Source organism: Candidatus Arthromitus sp. SFB-rat-Yit (genome assembly GCF_000283555.1).
Lineage (GTDB): Bacteria > Bacillota > Clostridia > Clostridiales > Clostridiaceae > Dwaynesavagella.
Map to the genome: position 1 here is coordinate 1,496,243 of NC_016012.1, position 19,314 is coordinate 1,515,556.

Genomic DNA, 19,314 nt, shown 5'->3' on the forward strand with positions numbered 1-19,314 from the left:
ATTAATCTATTACCATATATTTTGCATACTTATTGCAATAATTACAATAGTTATTATCCTTATTAAATTCAATATTTGGAATCAATCCATATTTATTAATAAAATCATCAATAACATAATCTATATGTTCTTCACATGAACAAAACATATTATTTATCATTTCATTTAAAACCTCATATAATTACTAGGTAAACTTCTATGTGCAACTGTTAACTTTAAATCTTTTCCAATTTTCATTCCATGATTTATAAGGATTCTTTCTGAAGTTTTATAGGCTAATTCTGGAAAATTACTTGTAATACTTAAATGACCTAAAATAATTCTTTTATAAGATATCCTTACAAGCTTAACTATTGTTAAAGCACATTCCTCATTTGATAAATGCCCATTATTACTAAGTATTCTTTCTTTTAAAAAATGTGGGTAATTACTTAATCTGAGCATTTCCTCATTATAATTACTCTCAAGTAATACAACATCTGAATCCCTTATATTATTAAAAATATCATTTGAAATATGTCCAATATCAGTAACTACACTCAGCTTCTTTTTTTTATATAAAACACTATATCCAATTGGATCTACCGCATCATGTGGTAATTTAAAAGCTTTAATATCTAAATCTCCAATCGAAAATTCCATTTTATCTATTATGTTTACATTATTAACACCTTTTAACTTATCTTGAATGCTCCTAAATGTTCGTTCATTTAAATATATCGGAATATCTAATCCTTTACATATTACGCTAGCTCCCTTGTAATGATCTATGTGTTCATGAGTTATTAGTACACCACTTATCATATTTGGAGTTATATTTATTGAATTGATGGCATTTATTAATGTTTTTTTAGATACTCCTACATCTATTAAAATATTTGTTCTATCACTACCAACTAAAAAACAATTACCAGAACTACCACTACTTATAGAACAAAATTTCATTTTCCCCCCAAATAAACTATATTATATTCTTAAACTCTTTTATATCATCTTTATATTCTCTATATATATTAGCACCTAATTTTCTAAATTTTTCCTCTATATTGGGATACCCTCTATCTATATGCTTTATTGAAGTTATCTCTGTGGTCCCTTTAGCAACTAATCCTGCTATAATCATAGCAGCACCGGCTCTTAAATCTGTAGCTTTAAGTTTACATCCTGTAAGCTTATCTACTCCGTTTATAATAGCAGCTCTTCCTTCAATCTTAACATTTACTCCCATTTTTTTTAGTTCATCAAAATACTTAAATCTATTTTCAAATATACTTTCACTTATAATACTTGTTCCTTCAGAAATACTCATAAGAACACCTATTATTTGCTGTACATCAGTGGGAAATCCTGGATACGGTGCAGTTTTAATATTTACACCTTTTAAACGTTCCGTACTTTTTACTAAAATACTATCATCATATTCAAAAATAGTTACACCCATTTCTATTAGTTTTGCTGTTATAGACTCTAAATGCTTTGGTATTACATTTTTAATTAATACCTCTCCCGTACAAGCTGCCGTTGCCATCATATATGTAGATGCTTCTATTTGATCTGGTATTATCGAGTAATTACACCCTAAAAGTCTTTTGACTCCAGTTATTTTTATAATATCTGTTCCTGCACCTTTTATATTAGCACCCATCAAATTAAGAAAATTTGCTACGTCTACAACATGTGGTTCCTTTGCAACATTTTCAAGCACAGTAACTCCATCAGCAAAGCATGCCGCTAACATTACATTTATAGTTGCCCCCACACTTACTACATCAAAAAATATATTGTTGCCAACTAATTTATCCGTTTCAGCAATTACTGAACCATGTTCAATTCTAATATTAACACCAAGTTTTTCCAAACCTTTTATATGCTGATCTATAGGTCGATCACCTATACTACATCCTCCTGGAAGATCCACAATTGTCTTTTTAAATCTTGCTAACAATGCTCCTATCAAATAATAAGAAGCTCTCATATTATGTACATCATCACTATCAGCTCGATAATTTTTCAAATTTGAATTATCTATTATTAAGGTATTATTTACCTTTCTTACACTAGATCCTAATGTTTTTAAAATTCTCACTAGTTTATTAACATCCTCTATATCGGGTATATTATCTATTATACATATACCCTCACTGCACATAACTGTAGCTGGTATAACAGCAACAGCTGCATTTTTCGCACCACTAATTTCTATACTTCCATAAAGTGGATTAGATCCATTTATTATAATCTTTTCCATCCATTCTCCCTACTTTAAATTGAGTTTAAATATAATAAAAATATCTAATTAACAATCCTTATTAAACTTTTTTAAAGTCGCTCTTAAATATTCTAACTTTTATCGGTGTTTTTTGTCAATATTCTTAACAATAAACATAGTATTTTCTAAATTTTAGTTAATATTATTCCTTAATTTAAATAATTTTATTCACGCCTAACATTCAAAAAATAAAAAGCACTCTATATACCTTAAAATAATTTTGGTATATGAGTGCTTTGCAATTATTTCATAGACTGAAAACTTGCACAATCTGTTGACTCTACATTTTTTGCTATAGCTTCATGTTTAGTTATCTTTATTTGCTCTAAAGTGCAATACTGATTTTTATCATTAAATTTGCATTCTACTACGTTACATAATATATTATTATTTTTCAACATCTTTACCTCTACCTTTAAACAAAATCACTATTTTATTATTAATTTCTTATTATTTTTTTATTCTATATTGTGTTATAATCCTATTATTACATTTAGAGGGGGATTTTAGGTTAATATACCTGCTATTAATTATGAAATACATTATTAAATGTGGTTTTACAGATAATTCTATAAAGGATTTAAAATATTTCAAAAATCAATTTCATCAAAAGTATAATTGTGTGAAAAATAAAAATTCATTATATACACCCTTACTTAGTTTTAATTGTAATGATTGTATTAAATTTGATCCTCAATTAATAAAAAAAATTCAAAACTTACAAACTTTTAGAATTAATATATCTAATATCAAATTACAAAATAAAGTAGTTTATCTGTTAATAGAACCTCTGGGTTTTATATCATCAATACAACGATTATTCGAAGAATACTTTTTAATAAATAGTATCAAATATAATAAAATAAATAAATGGGATCATTTATACATAAAATATATAAATATTGATAAACTTAATGTAAATATAGCTGATTTATTTTTTCCGCCATATATAAAAGTATCATCAATAAATATATTTAAATATAACAACAAAAAATCAACTCTACTAGACTCTATAAGTTTAAAAAATATATAAAAGAATCACCTTAATTAATTAATATAATAAACTAAAAATTATATAATTAATTTTAAGGTGATTCTTTCATGATTAATAATATTAAAAAAAGGCTTCATCCAAATCTTCTATACGCATTTAACCTAAATAAACTTACTTCATATAGAATAATATTAGAATTGAAACATAACTCATCATCTCTAATAAAAAAAATTCAAAATAATCAAGGATGTATTTTTACACATCATATACCAGACCTAAATTTAGTGTGTTGTACAGTACCACATAAATTCTTATATACCCTTGTAAACTCTCCTCAAGTTAAATATATTTCATTTGATTCTGAAGTTTTTTTATGTGGAAATAAACTATTTCCAGAAACTGAAAAATCAAGTTATAAAACATCAGCAAACAATAATACATTAACTGGTAAAAATATAACTATAGCCATGATAGATTCAGGAATTTATCCATTAGACACTTTTACAAAATCTAAAAATAGAATACTGTTCTTCAAAGATATTGTAAATGACTTCTCGTATCCTTATGATGATAACGGTCACGGCACAGCTATGTGTAATATAATAGGTGGAAACTTCACGTATAAAAACAAAATACTTAAAAATTCTTCAGAGTGCAATTTTTGTATGATAAAAGCTTTTGATAAATACAATAAGTCCTATTGCTCATTAATTTTTAAGGCTATTGATTTAATACTTGAAATTTCCTCAAAATACAATATTCAAATATTGTATCTTCCATTTGAGCTTTATGAATTTAATAATTTTTTATTAAATATATTTCAAGCCTTGATAAACAAAATATCTAAATCCAATATTATTGTATTACTTCCTATAGGAAATAACTCAACCAATTATTCTTCATTAAAAGGATTATCTTTACTTAATAATTGTATTGTTGTTGGGGGTAATAATTTTAAAGACTCATCAAAAGGTATTTATATAAATACTTTCATAAAACCTAATGTGATATCAATTTACGAAAATATAAAAGTACAAAATATAGATGTTAAATACATCCCTGAAAAAAACAATCAGTATATATATCCAACTAAACTTAAAAATTCATCGATAGAATACTTTGGAAGTTCCTGTTCTTGTGCTTATGTATCTTCTTTAATAGCATTACTTAAGCAAAAAAACATATCGATAAATACAATAGACATCATTTCTTTATTTAAAATAAGCTGTAATAAAATAAATAATTTAGATAATTCAGTACAGGGACTAGGTATAATCGATATAACCAAATTATTAGAATGATTTCACATCTCTATTGGTTAATATGCTACATAATTAAGAGGATTATCTGCTTTACCATTTACCCTAACTTCAAAATGTAAGTGTGGACCTGTGCTTCTTCCGGTATTACCTATTTCACCTATCAATTGACCTTTTTTCACGTATTCACCTTCTTTTATAAACATAACATCGCAGTGTCCATATAATGTTTCAATTCCCTTACCATGATTCAATTTAATATAATTTCCATATACATTATTGTATGATACTAAATTTGCAAAACCAGATTCTGCTGCAAATATAGGATCCCCTATATTCCCCGCAATATCAATTCCATGATGTTTTTCTCCACCCCATCTTAGTCCAAAAGGAGAAGTTATAATATTACCTTTTGAAGGATTATTTAAATAAAATAATTCATTCCCTTGAACATCATTTAAAGAAGGTTTCAAGATTTTAGTAGATACTTTTCTCATCCCTATGTACTTATTATTATTATAAGTGATTTCTTTTACAACTTCACGATCAAATCCATTTTCATACATTTTTTCTTCGTCATTATGCTGATCACAAATTTTTACTATCTGAACTTTATTATTTTTAGTGTTTTCCAAAAAAGTTTTACTAGCTACTATTTCGACGGTAGCTAAAATATTATTTTCCTGATTATTACTCAATATAAACTCATACAATTGATCTTCACTCATAATATCCTTAATATTTAAAACAACCTCCTTAAAATCAATTTTTTCTTTAATCTTAATCCAATTAATGGGAATATCTTTCAAATTATTCTTATTTATGTAGTAATTAAACAATTTCTTTTTCACATTATCAAATACATCTTTATTTTCAATATTAGCGATTATTTTATCCCCAACTAATAAATTATACCCTTTTACATAAACTCCTAAAGCTTCATCTAAAATTTTACTAATTTCTTCAGGAGATAAAAAATCTCCTTTCTTAGCTAATCTTACTTTAAAACCTAAAGAATCTGTTTTTACAATTTTATCTAATTCTATATTATTATTGTGTAATTTTTCTTTATAATATTCAGTAAATATTTTTTTATCTTTAGTTAATCCAATCTTATTCCCATTAATTAAAATTACATATCCTAAAGTTTTACCATATACCAAAAAAAATATTGATATTGCAAGAATAATGTTAATACTCAAAATTATGAACCCAACATTTATTTTGCATTTAAAATTTTGCATAAATTTCATGTCATCCCCTATATCTCTTTTTGAGTATTATTTATACATTTATTATAAAATATTCCTTTTTTTATTCTTACATCATAAAAAAAATGTTATAATTTAGTTCAAAATTTATTTTAGAAAGGCAAAATCAAATGAGTTTATATAAATTAAATTCTCCTTTTATAAACTATACTTTAATTGATAATAATTTTATTGATAATTTCCTACCAAACACACGTGGAGAATATGTAAAAATCTATATACTTATTCTTAAGTATGCATCTTCTGGAGAAATGGGTTTTGACACCTCTTTTATTGCTAAAACACTTAATTTATTGGAATCAGATGTTAAAAACGCTCTCAATTATTGGGATAATTTGGGATTAATAAAAATATCAACTATAGACAATAAGGTTTCTAATATAGAGTTTACTCAATTTTCAGATTTAAATAATTACCCGTCATCATTGAATTTAATAAATCAGATAACTGACAATAACCTTATAGATTTTTTTAAAGAAATTGAATCAACTATAGGAAGGCCATTATCACAAAAAGAAATGGAAACATATATAAACTGGACTAAAAATTACAACTTTTCATATGAGTTAATTTTATATTTAATAAGTTATTGCGTAAATAAAAACAAAAAGGACTTTAGGTACATTGAAAAAGTTGCAATCACATGGTCTGATTTAAATATTAACACTCTCGAGCAAGCTATGATATACACAGAAAAAAGAGAAAAACAATTTTATAACATAAAAAAAATATTAACTTACATGGGATTGCCTGATACGGAAGTTAGTAAATCACATGAGGAATTATTTAACAAATGGCTTATAACCTATAATATGCCTTTAGAGCTAATCTATAAAGCGTGTGATATATGTTGTTCGAAATTATCTAAAAATGACCTCAATTATATTGATGGAATACTAAATAATTTCAAAAATTCAAATGTGTTTTCTATTGAAGATTTTAATAAGTATGAATCAAATAAAAATTTAATATCTAAAACTTCTTCAAATAAATCTATCAATAAAAATTCATTTTCAAATTTCCCGCAAAGAAGTTATGATTATGATAAACTTGAAAAAATATTAACACAAAATACATATGAGGAAAATAATACAGATGATTAAAGGATATGGTGAAAAATTAGATAAGTTATATCAAGAGATAAGATATAACAACTCAAAAAAGCAAAATATCAGATTAAAAAATATATGTACTACTAATCCAGAAATTTTAACCCTAAAAAATAATATAAAAATTTTATCATTTCAGTTAATGAAATCACCTAATTCAAATAACTCCAATCAATTGAAATTAAAAATAAATGAAATTAGATCAAAAATTAAAAATATACTAAATGATTTAAATTTACCTGAAAATTACTTGGATACTATATATACATGCTCTTTATGTAATGATACAGGGTATATACTTACACAAAAATGTTCTTGTTTAATTTCAAATTTAACTAAACTATATTTAAAAGAATCAGAATTAAAGTTATCTATAATTAACAATAATTTTGAAAATTTCAATTTCTCTTTTTATTCTGATGATATCATTAAAAATAGCACAATATCGCCAAGCACAAATATCAAAAACATATATGCTAATATTTTAACCTATATAAAAACATTTAAAACAAACAAATTAAACTTATTATTTAACGGTGAATGTGGTAGCGGTAAAACATTTATGACTCACTGTATAGCTAAAGATTTATTGGATAGTGGTTATTCAGTTTTATATAAAACTTCAGAAGATTTATTTACAGAATTATTTAATTATTCTAACAATAAAATCGTTAATAGATTTAATGAAAGTATTAATGATTCGTTTTTAATACAATGTGATCTCCTTATAATTGATGACCTTGGTACAGAAAATCAAAACAAATTATATCCCTCAATCTTTTTTAACTTTATTAACAAAAAATTGTTTTTAAATAAAAAAATGATTATTTCTACAAATTTTACTCTAAGAGACTTACAACAAACATACTCTGATAGAATATTTTCCCGTATTATAGGAAATTTCAAAGTTTATAATTTCTTTGTGCACGAAGATATAAGAATTCAACAAAAACAGATTAAGAGGTAGGGGTAAAACCCTACCTCTTAATCTGTTGTAAAAGGAAGTAGAACTATATTTCTAGCAAGTTTTATAGCTCTTGTAACTTCTCTTTGATGTTTAGCACAAGCACCTGATATTCTTCTTGGTAAAATCTTACCTCTTTCTGTAATAAATTTCCTTAATTTATTAACATCTTTATAATCTATAAAATTAGACTTTTCAACACAAAAAGAGCATACTTTTTTTCTGGTTTTTCTCAGTCTAAAACCATTCTTTTTAACTTCTTGCTGTTTATTGTTCACGTTAGATGTTGAGTTGTTATTATTCACTATCTCACCTCCAATTTTTAAAACGGTACATCCTCATCAATCAATGTCATTTCATCACTCATAGGAATATCTCCATAATCAATAGAATTTCCAAAATCACTGTTGTTTTGCGTATTACTATTAGAAGATTTATTCCCCCAATCTATAAATGAAACTTCATCTGCTACAACTTCTGTTATATACCTTTTATTATTATCTTTATCGGCATATGTTCTAGTCTGAATCCTTCCAGAAACAGCAAATTTACATCCCTTATTTATGTAATTAGCAGTAGCTTCTGCTTGCTTCCCCCAAATTACAACTTGTATAAAATCTGTTGTTTTGGGTTGTTCTTTTGAGGTTACTTTTCTATCAATAGCTAAAGTAACCGTTGATACTGCCGTACCATTAGGTGTAAACCTTAACTCTGGGTCTTTAGTCAACCTTCCTATCAATATTACTTTATTCATGAATAACCTCTATCTTCTGTTGACTATTATATGTCTTATAATATCATCCATTATTTTTAAGTTTCTATCTAATTCTTTTGGTAATTCTTCATTGCTTACAAAGTTTATTAAAACAAAATATCCTTCATTCTTCCTGTTTATTTCATAAGCTAACCTTTTCTTTCCCCAATGATCAATATTTTCTATATTCCCATTGTAGCTCTCTATAATATGAGTAACCTTATCTATAACGCTAGCTATTCTCTCCTCAGTACTATCTGCATTAAGTATAAAAACAGTTTCATATTTCTTCATATTCTCACCTCCCTCCGGACTTAAGGCTACATAATTTTATGTAGCAGGGAAACATAGATATTATATCATTTTAAAAGTTTATAATCAAACTATTTATAATTTCTTTTTGTTTATATTGTCATATATATATTTAATTAATATATTTTTTTCTTCAAGAATTTTAATTGAATTTTCAAAATCCTTTCTGTATATACCAATTCCAATACCGCAACTATTAGTTATATGTGTAGGTACAGGAACTATATTTAATTTTATTGACATTTGAGTTAAAATCTCTTCACATTTTAAAGCTCTATGTGTATTAGAAAAAATTAATATGTATTCCATTTTTTTATTAACTCCTTTAACTTACTATATTATTTTTGTTATATTATAATTGGGTGATAATTTATGAATTTGTATTTCGATAATTCTTCAACAAGTTTTCCGAAACCAAAAATTGTAATTGATTCTATAAATAATTTTACTTCAAATATTGGAGCTAGTCCAAATAGGGGGTGTTATGACTCATCAATAAAATCTAGTAAAATTCTTTTTGAATGCCGAGAGTTATTATGTGATTTTCTGCATTACACCTCTCCTGAGAATATAGTTTTTTCGTATAATGCAACTTATGCATTTAATATATTGCTTCAAAGTATTATGAACTCAAAATTTTTTTATGATAAGCCACATTTTTTAGTTTCAAATTTGGATCATAATTCTACATTAAGACCATTAATTAATTTAAAAAATAAAAAAATAATAGATTTGGATTTTATAAATTGTACTAAAAATAATTTTATAGATTTTGATGATCTATGCTCTAAAATAAAACCTGAAACGAAATTTGTAATAATATCCCACATGTCTAACGTTTTAGGTAATATCCAGGATTTAAACAGACTATCTAATATTTGTAAAAATTATAAAATTTTTTTAATTTTAGATGTAGCTCAAAGCATAGGTCTTTTAGATATAAATTTAAGTAAAATTTATTTTTCTGCTTTGATTTTTACAGGCCACAAAAACTTATTTTCAACTTCTGGTATAGGAGGTTTTGTTATATCTGATGAGCTTTTAAATTTATGTGACAATTATTTTCTGGGTGGTACCGGAAGTTTATCTTCATCATTATTATCAAATTCAGATATGCCTGATTATTTTGAAGTCGGTACTCATAATATGATTGGAGTATGTTCTTTAATGAGCGGTATTAAGTTTATAATAAATTATGGTTTAGATTTTATATATTCCAAAAAAAAGGATGTTCTTAAAAGTATATATGATAAAATATGTAATATCGATGATATAATTGTTCTTAATGACGTTTTTTTAGATAATCAAAATTCTAATATATGTATTAATTTTAAGAATTTATCTCCAGATATAGCATCGCACATGTTAAATAAACACTATGGTATTTGTGTTAGGTCTGGATTGCATTGCTCTCCTTACACACATAAGATTATTGGTACGTATCCATCCGGTTGCATTCGTATAAGTCCATCGATCTTCAATAGTGTTGTTGATATAAATTATTTAATTTCATCTCTGAATAAAATTTGCAATGTTTCACGTGGAACATAGAAGGTGGTATTATGAAAAAAATATGTGTATTTAATCAAAAAGGTGGTGTTGGTAAGACAACTACAAACATAAATTTAGCTAGTTATCTTGCTTTGGAGGGTTTTAAAATTTTGGTTGTTGATATGGATCCCCAAGGTAATGCTTCTAGTGGTTTAGGTATAGATAAGAATAATCTCAACTCTTCTATATATGACTTATTTGTTTCTGATAAAGATCTAAATTCATTGATAATTGAGAGCGATATAATTAAAAATTTATACATTGTTCCTTCGAGTATAAATCTTGCTGCTGCAGAGGTTGAACTTGCTAATATGAAGAATAGAGAGTTTTTGCTTAAAGATTCATTTTCTAAACTAAATGGTTTTTTTGATTTTGTTTTTATTGATTGCCCTCCTTCTTTAGGTTTTTTAAGTTTAAATTCTCTTGTTGCTAGTGATAGTCTTATAATTCCTATACAGTGTGAATTCTATGCTTTAGAGGGGTTAAGTCAATTGATAAATACTATAAGTCTTGTTAATCAATCTCTTAATAAAAAATTATACATAGAAGGTGTAATTTTAAATATGTTTGATTCACGTGCAAATCTTAGTAATGAGGTTGTTTCTGAGGTTAATAATTTTTTTGAGGATAAAGTGTACTCTACTATAATACCTAGAAATATTAAGCTTGCTGAGTCTCCTAGTTACGGTCTTCCGATTATGTTATATGATGAAAAATGTAAAGGGGCTATTTCTTATAAAAATTTAGCTAAAGAATTTATTTGCAGACAAAGGAGGAGTGGTTTATGAAAAAAAATGTTCTTGGTAAGGGTTTAAATTCTCTGATACCAAATTATGATAATAGTAATATTAATTATATTTTTATAGATATTGATTTAATCTGTGCAAATATTAATCAACCTCGTAAACATTTTAATGATTCTACTTTAAATGAGTTGAGCGAATCTATTAAAATACACGGCATAATTCAACCATTAATCGTTAGCGAATTTGATAATAAATATTTAATAATCGCTGGCGAACGCAGGTACAGAGCTGCTAAAATGATAAATCTCAAAAAACTTCCTTGTATAATTGTTGAAAAATCAACTAGCGAAATACTTGAGTTATCTTTAATTGAAAACATACAAAGAGATGATTTGAATCCAATAGAAGAAGCTAGGGCATTTAAGAATCTTATAGATAACTTTAATATTACTCAAGAACGTTTATCTGATAGATTATCAATATCAAGAACTGCTATTACAAATAAGTTGCGATTATTAAATTTATCTTCTATTGTTCAAGATTACATATTAAATTATGATATAACAGAAGGACATGGTAAGGTTTTAGCTGGTATAAAAGATGAGTATCTTCAATTAGAAATATCTAATAAAATAATAGATGAGGATTTAAGTGTAAGGGAGACTGAAAGAATAATTCAATCTTTATTTTCAAAGAGTAAAGATAAAAACAAAGATAAGGTTTGTTCTAAAAATGATATCTATATAAATAATTTAAAATTAAATTTAGAAAACTATTTTGGGACAAAGGTATCAATAAATACAAAAAAAAATAAAGGTAATATTCAAATAGAATATTACTCAACAGAAGATTTGAATAGAATATTAGATTTAATATACTCTAAAGATATGTGATTTATATCAAAATACTCTTTTATGTTTTCATTTTCATCTAAAAAGATATTTAACAACAACGTTAAGTATCTTTTTATTTTTTTGTCATTATTTTCTTTGACGCTCTGATTTAATTGTCTTATATATTTAGTTTTATTTCTGAATAACTTACTATTTTTAAAATTATTTGTATATTCTTTATACTTATCATATTGATTATTTTTTTTGATTTGCTTTATTATTTTCTCCTTTTCATCTAAAATTTCTATCCATTTTTTATTTAATTCTGTATCATATTTTTCACTTAACCTTAAAAATTTCTTCTCTTGATTTAATAATTTTGTTACGCTATATGTATTAACATTGTATATTATCGTAATTATTATTAAATTTATAAAAAATATTTTAATGTATTTTGTCAATTTTATCATCTCCTTAATTAATATTTTATCTAATATAATTTTAATTATTCTATTATTTTAAATCATATTTCTTAATATTTAACATAACCTTATTGGTGTAGTAATATTTGGAGATACTCTTATGAAAATAAATGAAAATTTAGTTAAGTATAATTTTTCTTCAAGACAAGGAACTAAAATAGAATATATTGTTATACATGATACAGGAAATACTTCTAAAGGTGCTGATGCAAATGCTCATTTTTCATTTTTTAATTCTGGAGATAAGCAATCATCTGCTCATTACTTCGTGGATGATACTCAAATATTAAGAATTATTAAAGATTCAGATAAATCATGGCATTGTGGAGATGGGAAAGGTAAGTATGGTATAACAAACGAAAATAGTATTGGAATTGAAATGTGTATCAATGTTGATGGTGATTTTAGTATAACATTAGATAAAACAATTGAACTAACAGCCTATCTTATGGATAAATATGATATACCCCTAAAAAATGTCGTAAGACACTATGACGCAAGTAGAAAAATTTGTCCAAATATAATGAGTAAAAATAACTGGGTTTTATGGTATGAATTTAAGTCAGATCTAAATAGTTGCTATAATAATTTGATTTCTGATTATAATACAATAATTATCTCAGATAATATAAATAATTTTATCGATAATGTTTATATAGTGTTTTTATATAGGCACCCTGATAGTGAAGGTAAAAAGTTTTGGTATAATAAAATAAAATCTAAAAAATCAACAGTAGAAGATTTTGTTAATTCTTTAATGAGTAGTCAAGAATTTTCAGAGATTAAATCTATCTATATATAAAAATTATAGTGAAGGCTCTATGAGCCTTCACTATAAACTTTTTTTGTCTACTATTCTATATTCTCTTGGATAAAAATCAGGTGTTTTAAATAATTTATTTATTACTATTAAATTACTATTAAATTCTGGTATATTTATTATTTTTTCACTATTCCCACCTAATATTTTAATAGCTTTTGTTGCTTCTTCTAATTCTTCCTTTGCTTTTAATCCTTTTAGAGCTATATATTTACCATTTATTTTTACTAATGGAAATGATAATTCTAATAATTTATTTAATCTTGCCATTGCTCTTGATAAAACATAATCATATTTCTCTCTAAAATCTTTATCTCGTGATAAATCTTCAACTCTACTATCTATTGCTTTTATATTTTTTAAATCTAATACTCTTATTATTTTATATAAAAAAATCACTTTTTTTGTGGTTGACTCTATCAAATCTACACTAAGGTCATCTCTTATTATTTTTATAGGTATTCCTGGAAATCCTGCACCACTTCCAACATCACATAATTTAGTATTATGCTTAATTTTGTAATTCAATATTAATATAGAATCCAAAAAATGTCTTGATATAATCTTATCTCTATCATTTATGGCTGTTAAATTAAATTTTTTGTTGTATTCTATTAAAGTTTCCATATATATATTAAATTTTTCATACATTTCAACTGTAAAATCAATTTTTAATTTCTCACAAAATTTTTTCATAGTATCAAAATATTCCATTTCATCTCCTCCTCATAAGCTCAATATATAATATTAAAACTGATATATCTGCAGGAGATACTCCGGATATCCTCATTGCTTGACCTATACTAATTGGTTTTATTGCCTTTAATTTTTGAATTGCTTCTCGTCTTAATCCTTTAATATCTGTATAATTCAAATCCGATGGAATTAATTTATTTTCCATTTTTTTAAAATTCTTAACTTCATCCTCTTGTTTTTTTATATATCCATCATATTTTATCATTATATTAATTTGTTCAATTACATCCTTATCTATTTTAGGTCTATTTTTATCCAGCTTATATAACATATCATAATCTAGTTCAGTTCTTTTAATTAATTCGTATAAAGTTGTCGGTTTTCTCAGTGATTTTGAGTTCATTGATTCTAATATTTCATTGATTTCCGTGGAGTTATTTATTCGTAAATTTTTTATTCTGTTTAATTCCTCGTTTAAACTTTTTAATTTATGATTAAATATAGAATATCTTTCTTCGTCTACTAATCCAATTTCATAACCTTTATGTGTTAACCTTGCATCAGCGTTATCTTGTCTTAATAAAAGCCTATATTCAGCCCTAGATGTCATCATTCTATAAGGTTCATTTGTTCCTTTATTTATAAGATCATCAATTAAAACCCCAATATATCCATCACTTCTATCTAATATAAATTGTGATTTATTTTTAATATATAATGCGGCATTAATACCAGCTATTATACCTTGTGCTGCTGCTTCCTCATATCCAGATGTACCATTAATTTGACCTGCTGAAAATAATCCTCTAATACTTTTAAGTTCAAGTGTGTGTTTAAATTCTTGAGTATCTAAAACATCATATTCTATAGCATATCCCGTTCTCATTATCTCGATATTCTCGCATCCTTTTATAGTTCTTATCATTTTAATTTGTATATTTTCTGGTAATGATGAAGACATTCCTTGAAGATACATTTCATTTGTATTTAATCCCTCTGGTTCTATAAAAATTTGATGCCTATTTTTATCCCCAAATCTCATTATCTTATCTTCAATAGAGGGGCAATATCTTGGACCAATACCTGTTATTGTTCCATTATAAATAGGGGATTTATCTATATTATTTTTTATTATTTTATGTGTTTCATCATTAGTGTAAGTTAAATAACAATCCACTTGTTTTACATTTATGTACTTGTTTAAAAATGAAAATGGTATTATATTCTTATCACCTGATTGAATTTCAACTTTTGAAAAATCAATACTTTTTTTGTTAACCCTAGCTGGTGTCCCTGTTTTAAATCTTCTAATTTTCATTCCTAAATCAATTAATTTATTTGTTAAAAGTTTTGAATTTGATAAACCATTAGGTCCCGAGTCAAATATATTATCCCCAATTATAACTTTTGAATTTAAATATACTCCTGTGCAAATTACTATAGATTTACATTTAAAATAGGAATCTGTTGTGAGTATAACTCCTTTTATTTCATTTTTTTCTATATGTATATCTTTAACTTCTCCTTGAATTATAGATAGATTTTCCTGATTTTCTAATACGTTTTTCATATGCTTTTGATATTTTAACTTATCTACTTGAAATCTTAAAGAATGAACTGCAGGTCCCTTTGACATATTAAGCATTCTTGCTTGAATTACACATTTATCTGCAGTTAATCCCATTTGTCCACCTAATGCATCTATTTCCTTTACCAAATGTCCTTTTGCAGTTCCACCTATACTAGGATTACATGGCATAAAACCAATTGAATCTAAATTTAATGTTATTAATAAAGTTTTAATACCAATTCTTGAAGAAGCAAGGGCTGCTTCAATTCCTGCGTGTCCACCACCTATAACTATTACAGAAAATTCTCCTCTTAAACAACTCATAAATTACCTACTTTCCAATACAAAATTTTGAAAATATATTATCTATAATTGATTCTGTTACATCCTCACCTGTTATACTCATTATAAAACTTAAGGCTTTTCTGATATCAATAGATATAATATCAAGTGGAATAGAATCATTTAATAAATTCAGTGAATTATGTAAAAGCATTCTTGTATTAGCTAGAGCTTCCACATGACGTAAATTGGTTAATATTATTGAATCTTCCATAGAATCTAAGTCATTTAATATAAATTTATCTTTAATAGATTTTTCTAAATCTTCAAACCCAATATTCTCTTTAACTGATAGAGTAATTACATTATCTCGTGATAATATATTAAATTTTTTACAAACATCTTCTGCATTAAATAAATTATCAATTTCACATTTGTTTATTATAACAATAAATTTTTTATCTTTTATAAGTTCATATATTTTAAAATCCTCATCACTAAGTTCTGTTGTTCCATCTAATAAAAATAATATAAGTGTACTCTCTTCTATCTTTTCTTTAGTCATATTAATTCCTATAGACTCTACTATATCATTGCTTTTTCTAATTCCTGCTGTGTCAAATAAATTTAATACAATTCCTCTAAAATTAACAACTTCTTCTATTATATCTCTAGTAGTTCCAGGTATATCTGTAACAATTGCTCTATCAAATTTACAAAAATAATTTAAAAGTGATGATTTTCCAACATTTGGTTTGCCAACAATACAAGTTGAAATACCATCTTTAATTAATATTCCTTGATCTTTATATTTTAAAATATCATCTAAAATATTTATAACCTCTTCTAAATCTTTTTTTATATCCTGAGAGTGAACTTCCTCAACCTCATTCTCAAAATCAATAATAACTTCTATTTTTGAAATTATATTTAAAATATGCTCTTTTACTATAAGCAATTTATTATACAATTTACCCATTTTTTGATTAATAGCACATTTAAGTTCCATATCTGATCTAGAGTTAATTAAATCTATTATTGATTCTGCCTTTGTCAAATCTATTTTCCCATTAATAAATGCTCTTTTTGTAAATTCTCCAACGTCAGAAACTCTAGCTCCAAGACTAACAACTAAATCAAATATTTTTGTTGTTATAAGTTTTCCACCATGACAATTAATTTCTATAACATCTTCTCCTGTAAAACTTTTTGGAGCCTTCATAAAACTTACTAACACTTCATCATAAATTTCTCCATCATACTTTATAAATCCATATTTAATTCCATTTGGAGTCAAATCGTCTTTGCTATGGAAAATTTTTTTTGCTATTTCAAGACTTTTATCTCCAGAAATCCTTATTATGTTTACAGCACTTTTAGAAAGTGCTGTTGATAAACCAACAATTGTACTCATATTTAACCTCCAATAAAAAAAGAGTTGTCCTATAAACAACCCCTACAACTAATTTTTTGATAATTCCGTATCATTTTTAAATACATTATTTATTATCATACTTATTATAATTGAAACTATATTAGAAAAGACATAATATATTCCTACTGCCGAAGAAACAGATATTGTAAATACTCCAAGCATAACTGATAATACAATGTTCATAACTCTACTTTGTTGAGCTTGAGCTTTATTATCTTCCGATGAAGATGCAGGTATACTTAATTTACCTTGTAAAAAACCAGTTACAACTGCCAATATCGGCAATATAAAATACGGATCTTTTGCTGCTAAATTAGGTATCCATAAAAATGAAATCGTATTTTCCTGTAAACCTGGTAATCTTAAAAATAATTGAAAAAATAATAAAAGTATCGGTAACTGTATGAATGTAGGTAAACATCCAGATAATGGATTTATTTGATAATCCTTATATAGTTGCAATATTTGTTGTTGTTGTTTTTGTGGATCTGACTTATATTTAGCTTGTATCTTTTGAAGCTCTGGCTGTATTTTTTGTAAAATTTTTGTTGTTTTTATTTGCTTTATATGTAAAGGTAAGGTAATTATCTTAATAATTAATATAGCTAATATAATTGTCAATCCATATGATAAATTAACATTTGGAATAATACTAAAAACTATATTATGTAATCCTTCAAATCCCTTAATTAACAAATTAATTATACTATCAAACAACTATTAATCCCCCTTAAAACTATTACTAATACAATTTTAATATAAAAAATATAAAAAGTACATTTTTATTTTAATGGATCATATCCCCCTTTAGATAATGGATTACATTTACAAATTCTTATAATCACTAAAAAAGTAGCCTTAATAGTATTATACTTTTTATAGGCTAAGATAGCATAGTTTGAGCATGTTGGATAAAACTTACATCTAGGAATTGTATTTGATGATATATATTTTTGATAAATTTTTATTATTTTTACACTAATCTTTTCACGTTTCATAATAACATTAAGCTCTTGTTAAACAATTTATTAATACTTTTTTCTACTTCTGAATAATTCTTATCTTTAGCTGCAACTCTTACAATAAATACAATATCATATCCAGTTTTAAGTTTATATAAATTTAATCTATATATTTCATAAACATATCTTCTTATCTTATTTCTAAGAACACTTTTTCCTACTTTTTTACTTATACTTATACCCAACCTATTAATTTCTAAATTTTTCTTATTTTTGTATATATATAATATAAATAATTTACTAGAATATGATTTTCCTCTATTATATACAATTCTAAAATCAAAATTTTTCTTTATCTTATAAACCTTCATAATCTAAATACAATCCCCTCTAAAATATTAAAGAGGCACTTTTATATTTTAAAAATGTGCCTCTTTAATATTTTATTAATCCTACTAATAAGTTAATCTTTTTCTACCCTTTAATCTTCTTCTTTTTATAATAGCTCTTCCAGAAGCATTTTTCATTCTTTTTCTAAAACCATGCTCCTTTTTACGCTGTCTCTTTTTTGGTTGATACGTCATAAACATGTAACCACCCCATTTTAATTAAATTTCTAAATTTTATTTTAGTAGATTATATATCTAATTTTAAATTATGTCAATTATTATTTTTTCCTAATATAAATAAATATTAATTGAATGATTAGATGTTATTATGTTATTATTATTCTTATTGTTGATAACTTGTTTTGTTTTCAACATTTTTATTAACATATCAATTCTATGTTAATATTTATGTTTATTATTTGAAATTATTTGATTTTTACTGCTTTGTATTAATATGTTTGTTTGTGTATAAATTAATTTATATTGCATTTTTAAAATTTTTAACATTTTTTATTTTTTATTTATATTCCATATACATTATTGTTTATTTATTGTTGTTTATTTGTTAATTTCTAGATATTATTTTAAAGTTTTTTATTTATTGGAGGTAGTAAGT

The 19,314-nt window shown here is 24.9% G+C and carries 25 protein-coding genes; 8 read left to right on the forward strand and 17 right to left on the reverse strand.

The features are described 5' to 3' along the window. Window position 1 precedes the first annotated feature (1 nt). From RATSFB_RS07205 to RATSFB_RS07285, 4 genes are all read right to left on the reverse strand, one after another. Window positions 2-160 (reverse strand): CxxH/CxxC protein, encoded by a 159-nt coding sequence (locus RATSFB_RS07205; RefSeq protein ID WP_070097097.1) that lies wholly within the window; start codon window positions 158-160, stop codon window positions 2-4. Window positions 161-165: 5 nt separating this feature from the next. Next, window positions 166-945 carry an MBL fold metallo-hydrolase gene (locus tag RATSFB_RS07035; RefSeq protein ID WP_014095340.1) on the reverse strand — a complete coding sequence of 260 codons (780 nt, stop codon included), beginning with the start codon at window positions 943-945 and terminating at the stop codon, window positions 166-168. 16 nt (window positions 946-961) lie between these two features. Beyond that, complete coding sequence (locus tag RATSFB_RS07040; protein ID WP_014095341.1) at window positions 962-2,248, reverse strand: UDP-N-acetylglucosamine 1-carboxyvinyltransferase; 1,287 nt, start codon at window positions 2,246-2,248, stop codon at window positions 962-964. Between the two features lie 263 nt (window positions 2,249-2,511). After that, window positions 2,512-2,670: a DUF1540 domain-containing protein gene (locus RATSFB_RS07285; RefSeq protein ID WP_014095342.1), complete on the reverse strand. Its 159-nt coding sequence runs from the start codon at window positions 2,668-2,670 to the stop codon at window positions 2,512-2,514. 131 nt (window positions 2,671-2,801) lie between these two features. On the opposite strand from RATSFB_RS07285, the gene RATSFB_RS07045 reads away from it, so the two are divergent. Together RATSFB_RS07045 and RATSFB_RS07050 are read left to right on the forward strand one after the other, a co-directional pair. Continuing rightward, a complete protein-coding gene (locus RATSFB_RS07045; protein WP_014095343.1) occupies window positions 2,802-3,302 on the forward strand; it encodes a hypothetical protein in 501 nt (166 codons plus the stop codon). Between the two features lie 68 nt (window positions 3,303-3,370). Continuing rightward, complete coding sequence (locus tag RATSFB_RS07050) at window positions 3,371-4,564, forward strand: S8 family serine peptidase (RefSeq protein WP_014095344.1); 1,194 nt, start codon at window positions 3,371-3,373, stop codon at window positions 4,562-4,564. Window positions 4,565-4,581: 17 nt separating this feature from the next. On the opposite strand, the gene RATSFB_RS07055 is transcribed toward RATSFB_RS07050, so the two are convergent. Continuing rightward, window positions 4,582-5,766: a M23 family metallopeptidase gene (locus RATSFB_RS07055; protein WP_044035679.1), complete on the reverse strand. Its 1,185-nt coding sequence runs from the start codon at window positions 5,764-5,766 to the stop codon at window positions 4,582-4,584. 137 nt (window positions 5,767-5,903) lie between these two features. On the opposite strand from RATSFB_RS07055, the gene RATSFB_RS07060 reads away from it, so the two are divergent. Beyond that, the gene (locus tag RATSFB_RS07060) at window positions 5,904-6,896 is read left to right on the forward strand and encodes a DnaD domain protein (protein WP_014095346.1); all 993 of its coding nucleotides are present in this window, start codon (window positions 5,904-5,906) and stop codon (window positions 6,894-6,896) included. After that, window positions 6,889-7,869 carry an ATP-binding protein gene (locus RATSFB_RS07065; RefSeq protein WP_014095347.1) on the forward strand — a complete coding sequence of 327 codons (981 nt, stop codon included), beginning with the start codon at window positions 6,889-6,891 and terminating at the stop codon, window positions 7,867-7,869. The genes RATSFB_RS07060 and RATSFB_RS07065 overlap by 8 nt, the downstream gene beginning before the upstream one ends. Before the next feature lie 17 nt (window positions 7,870-7,886). Here the strand turns inward: RATSFB_RS07065 and rpsR are convergent, their stop codons facing one another. The 4 genes from rpsR to RATSFB_RS07085 form a co-directional block, all read right to left on the reverse strand. Then, window positions 7,887-8,144 (reverse strand): 30S ribosomal protein S18, encoded by a 258-nt coding sequence (gene rpsR / locus RATSFB_RS07070; protein ID WP_044035680.1) that lies wholly within the window; start codon window positions 8,142-8,144, stop codon window positions 7,887-7,889. 44 nt (window positions 8,145-8,188) lie between these two features. Continuing rightward, complete coding sequence (locus RATSFB_RS07075) at window positions 8,189-8,620, reverse strand: single-stranded DNA-binding protein (RefSeq protein WP_014095349.1); 432 nt, start codon at window positions 8,618-8,620, stop codon at window positions 8,189-8,191. 9 nt (window positions 8,621-8,629) lie between these two features. Then, window positions 8,630-8,914 carry a 30S ribosomal protein S6 gene (rpsF, locus tag RATSFB_RS07080; RefSeq protein WP_014095350.1) on the reverse strand — a complete coding sequence of 95 codons (285 nt, stop codon included), beginning with the start codon at window positions 8,912-8,914 and terminating at the stop codon, window positions 8,630-8,632. A 93-nt stretch (window positions 8,915-9,007) separates the two neighbouring features. Next, entirely contained in the window at window positions 9,008-9,241 is a 234-nt protein-coding gene (locus RATSFB_RS07085; protein WP_014095351.1) for a DUF3343 domain-containing protein, read from the reverse strand. Window positions 9,242-9,304: 63 nt separating this feature from the next. On the opposite strand from RATSFB_RS07085, the gene RATSFB_RS07090 reads away from it, so the two are divergent. Genes RATSFB_RS07090 through RATSFB_RS07100 form a run of 3 tightly spaced genes read left to right on the forward strand, consistent with a single transcriptional unit; the run spans window position 9,305 to window position 12,122 of the window. After that, the gene (locus RATSFB_RS07090; RefSeq protein WP_014095352.1) at window positions 9,305-10,483 is read left to right on the forward strand and encodes an aminotransferase class V-fold PLP-dependent enzyme; all 1,179 of its coding nucleotides are present in this window, start codon (window positions 9,305-9,307) and stop codon (window positions 10,481-10,483) included. Window positions 10,484-10,494: 11 nt separating this feature from the next. Continuing rightward, the gene (locus RATSFB_RS07095) at window positions 10,495-11,271 is read left to right on the forward strand and encodes a ParA family protein (RefSeq protein WP_014095353.1); all 777 of its coding nucleotides are present in this window, start codon (window positions 10,495-10,497) and stop codon (window positions 11,269-11,271) included. Continuing rightward, entirely contained in the window at window positions 11,268-12,122 is an 855-nt protein-coding gene (locus RATSFB_RS07100; RefSeq protein ID WP_014095354.1) for a ParB/RepB/Spo0J family partition protein, read from the forward strand. The genes RATSFB_RS07095 and RATSFB_RS07100 overlap by 4 nt, the downstream gene beginning before the upstream one ends. Here the strand turns inward: RATSFB_RS07100 and RATSFB_RS07105 are convergent. After that, window positions 12,065-12,532: a hypothetical protein gene (locus tag RATSFB_RS07105; protein WP_014095355.1), complete on the reverse strand. Its 468-nt coding sequence runs from the start codon at window positions 12,530-12,532 to the stop codon at window positions 12,065-12,067. The two genes, RATSFB_RS07100 and RATSFB_RS07105, sit on opposite strands and share 58 nt — an antisense overlap. Window positions 12,533-12,644: 112 nt before the next feature. Between RATSFB_RS07105 and RATSFB_RS07110 the strand changes: the two genes are divergently transcribed. Further along, complete coding sequence (locus RATSFB_RS07110) at window positions 12,645-13,346, forward strand: N-acetylmuramoyl-L-alanine amidase (RefSeq protein WP_014095356.1); 702 nt, start codon at window positions 12,645-12,647, stop codon at window positions 13,344-13,346. A 30-nt stretch (window positions 13,347-13,376) separates the two neighbouring features. Here the strand turns inward: RATSFB_RS07110 and rsmG are convergent, their stop codons facing one another. The 7 genes from rsmG to rpmH form a co-directional block, all read right to left on the reverse strand. Then, a complete protein-coding gene (gene rsmG / locus RATSFB_RS07115) occupies window positions 13,377-14,078 on the reverse strand; it encodes a 16S rRNA (guanine(527)-N(7))-methyltransferase RsmG (protein WP_014095357.1) in 702 nt (233 codons plus the stop codon). Window position 14,079: 1 nt separating this feature from the next. Continuing rightward, window positions 14,080-15,954 carry a tRNA uridine-5-carboxymethylaminomethyl(34) synthesis enzyme MnmG gene (gene mnmG / locus RATSFB_RS07120; RefSeq protein ID WP_014095358.1) on the reverse strand — a complete coding sequence of 625 codons (1,875 nt, stop codon included), beginning with the start codon at window positions 15,952-15,954 and terminating at the stop codon, window positions 14,080-14,082. Window positions 15,955-15,961: 7 nt separating this feature from the next. Beyond that, the gene (mnmE, locus tag RATSFB_RS07125) at window positions 15,962-17,326 is read right to left on the reverse strand and encodes a tRNA uridine-5-carboxymethylaminomethyl(34) synthesis GTPase MnmE (protein ID WP_014095359.1); all 1,365 of its coding nucleotides are present in this window, start codon (window positions 17,324-17,326) and stop codon (window positions 15,962-15,964) included. A 48-nt stretch (window positions 17,327-17,374) separates the two neighbouring features. Further along, window positions 17,375-18,064 carry a membrane protein insertase YidC gene (yidC, locus tag RATSFB_RS07130; RefSeq protein ID WP_014095360.1) on the reverse strand — a complete coding sequence of 230 codons (690 nt, stop codon included), beginning with the start codon at window positions 18,062-18,064 and terminating at the stop codon, window positions 17,375-17,377. Between the two features lie 65 nt (window positions 18,065-18,129). Continuing rightward, window positions 18,130-18,345 carry a membrane protein insertion efficiency factor YidD gene (yidD, locus tag RATSFB_RS07135; protein ID WP_014095361.1) on the reverse strand — a complete coding sequence of 72 codons (216 nt, stop codon included), beginning with the start codon at window positions 18,343-18,345 and terminating at the stop codon, window positions 18,130-18,132. Continuing rightward, window positions 18,342-18,680 (reverse strand): ribonuclease P protein component, encoded by a 339-nt coding sequence (gene rnpA / locus RATSFB_RS07140; protein WP_014095362.1) that lies wholly within the window; start codon window positions 18,678-18,680, stop codon window positions 18,342-18,344. Before rnpA ends, yidD begins: the two co-directional genes overlap by 4 nt. Window positions 18,681-18,764: 84 nt before the next feature. After that, window positions 18,765-18,899: a 50S ribosomal protein L34 gene (gene rpmH, locus RATSFB_RS07145; protein WP_014095363.1), complete on the reverse strand. Its 135-nt coding sequence runs from the start codon at window positions 18,897-18,899 to the stop codon at window positions 18,765-18,767. Between the last annotated feature and the right edge of the window lie 415 nt (window positions 18,900-19,314).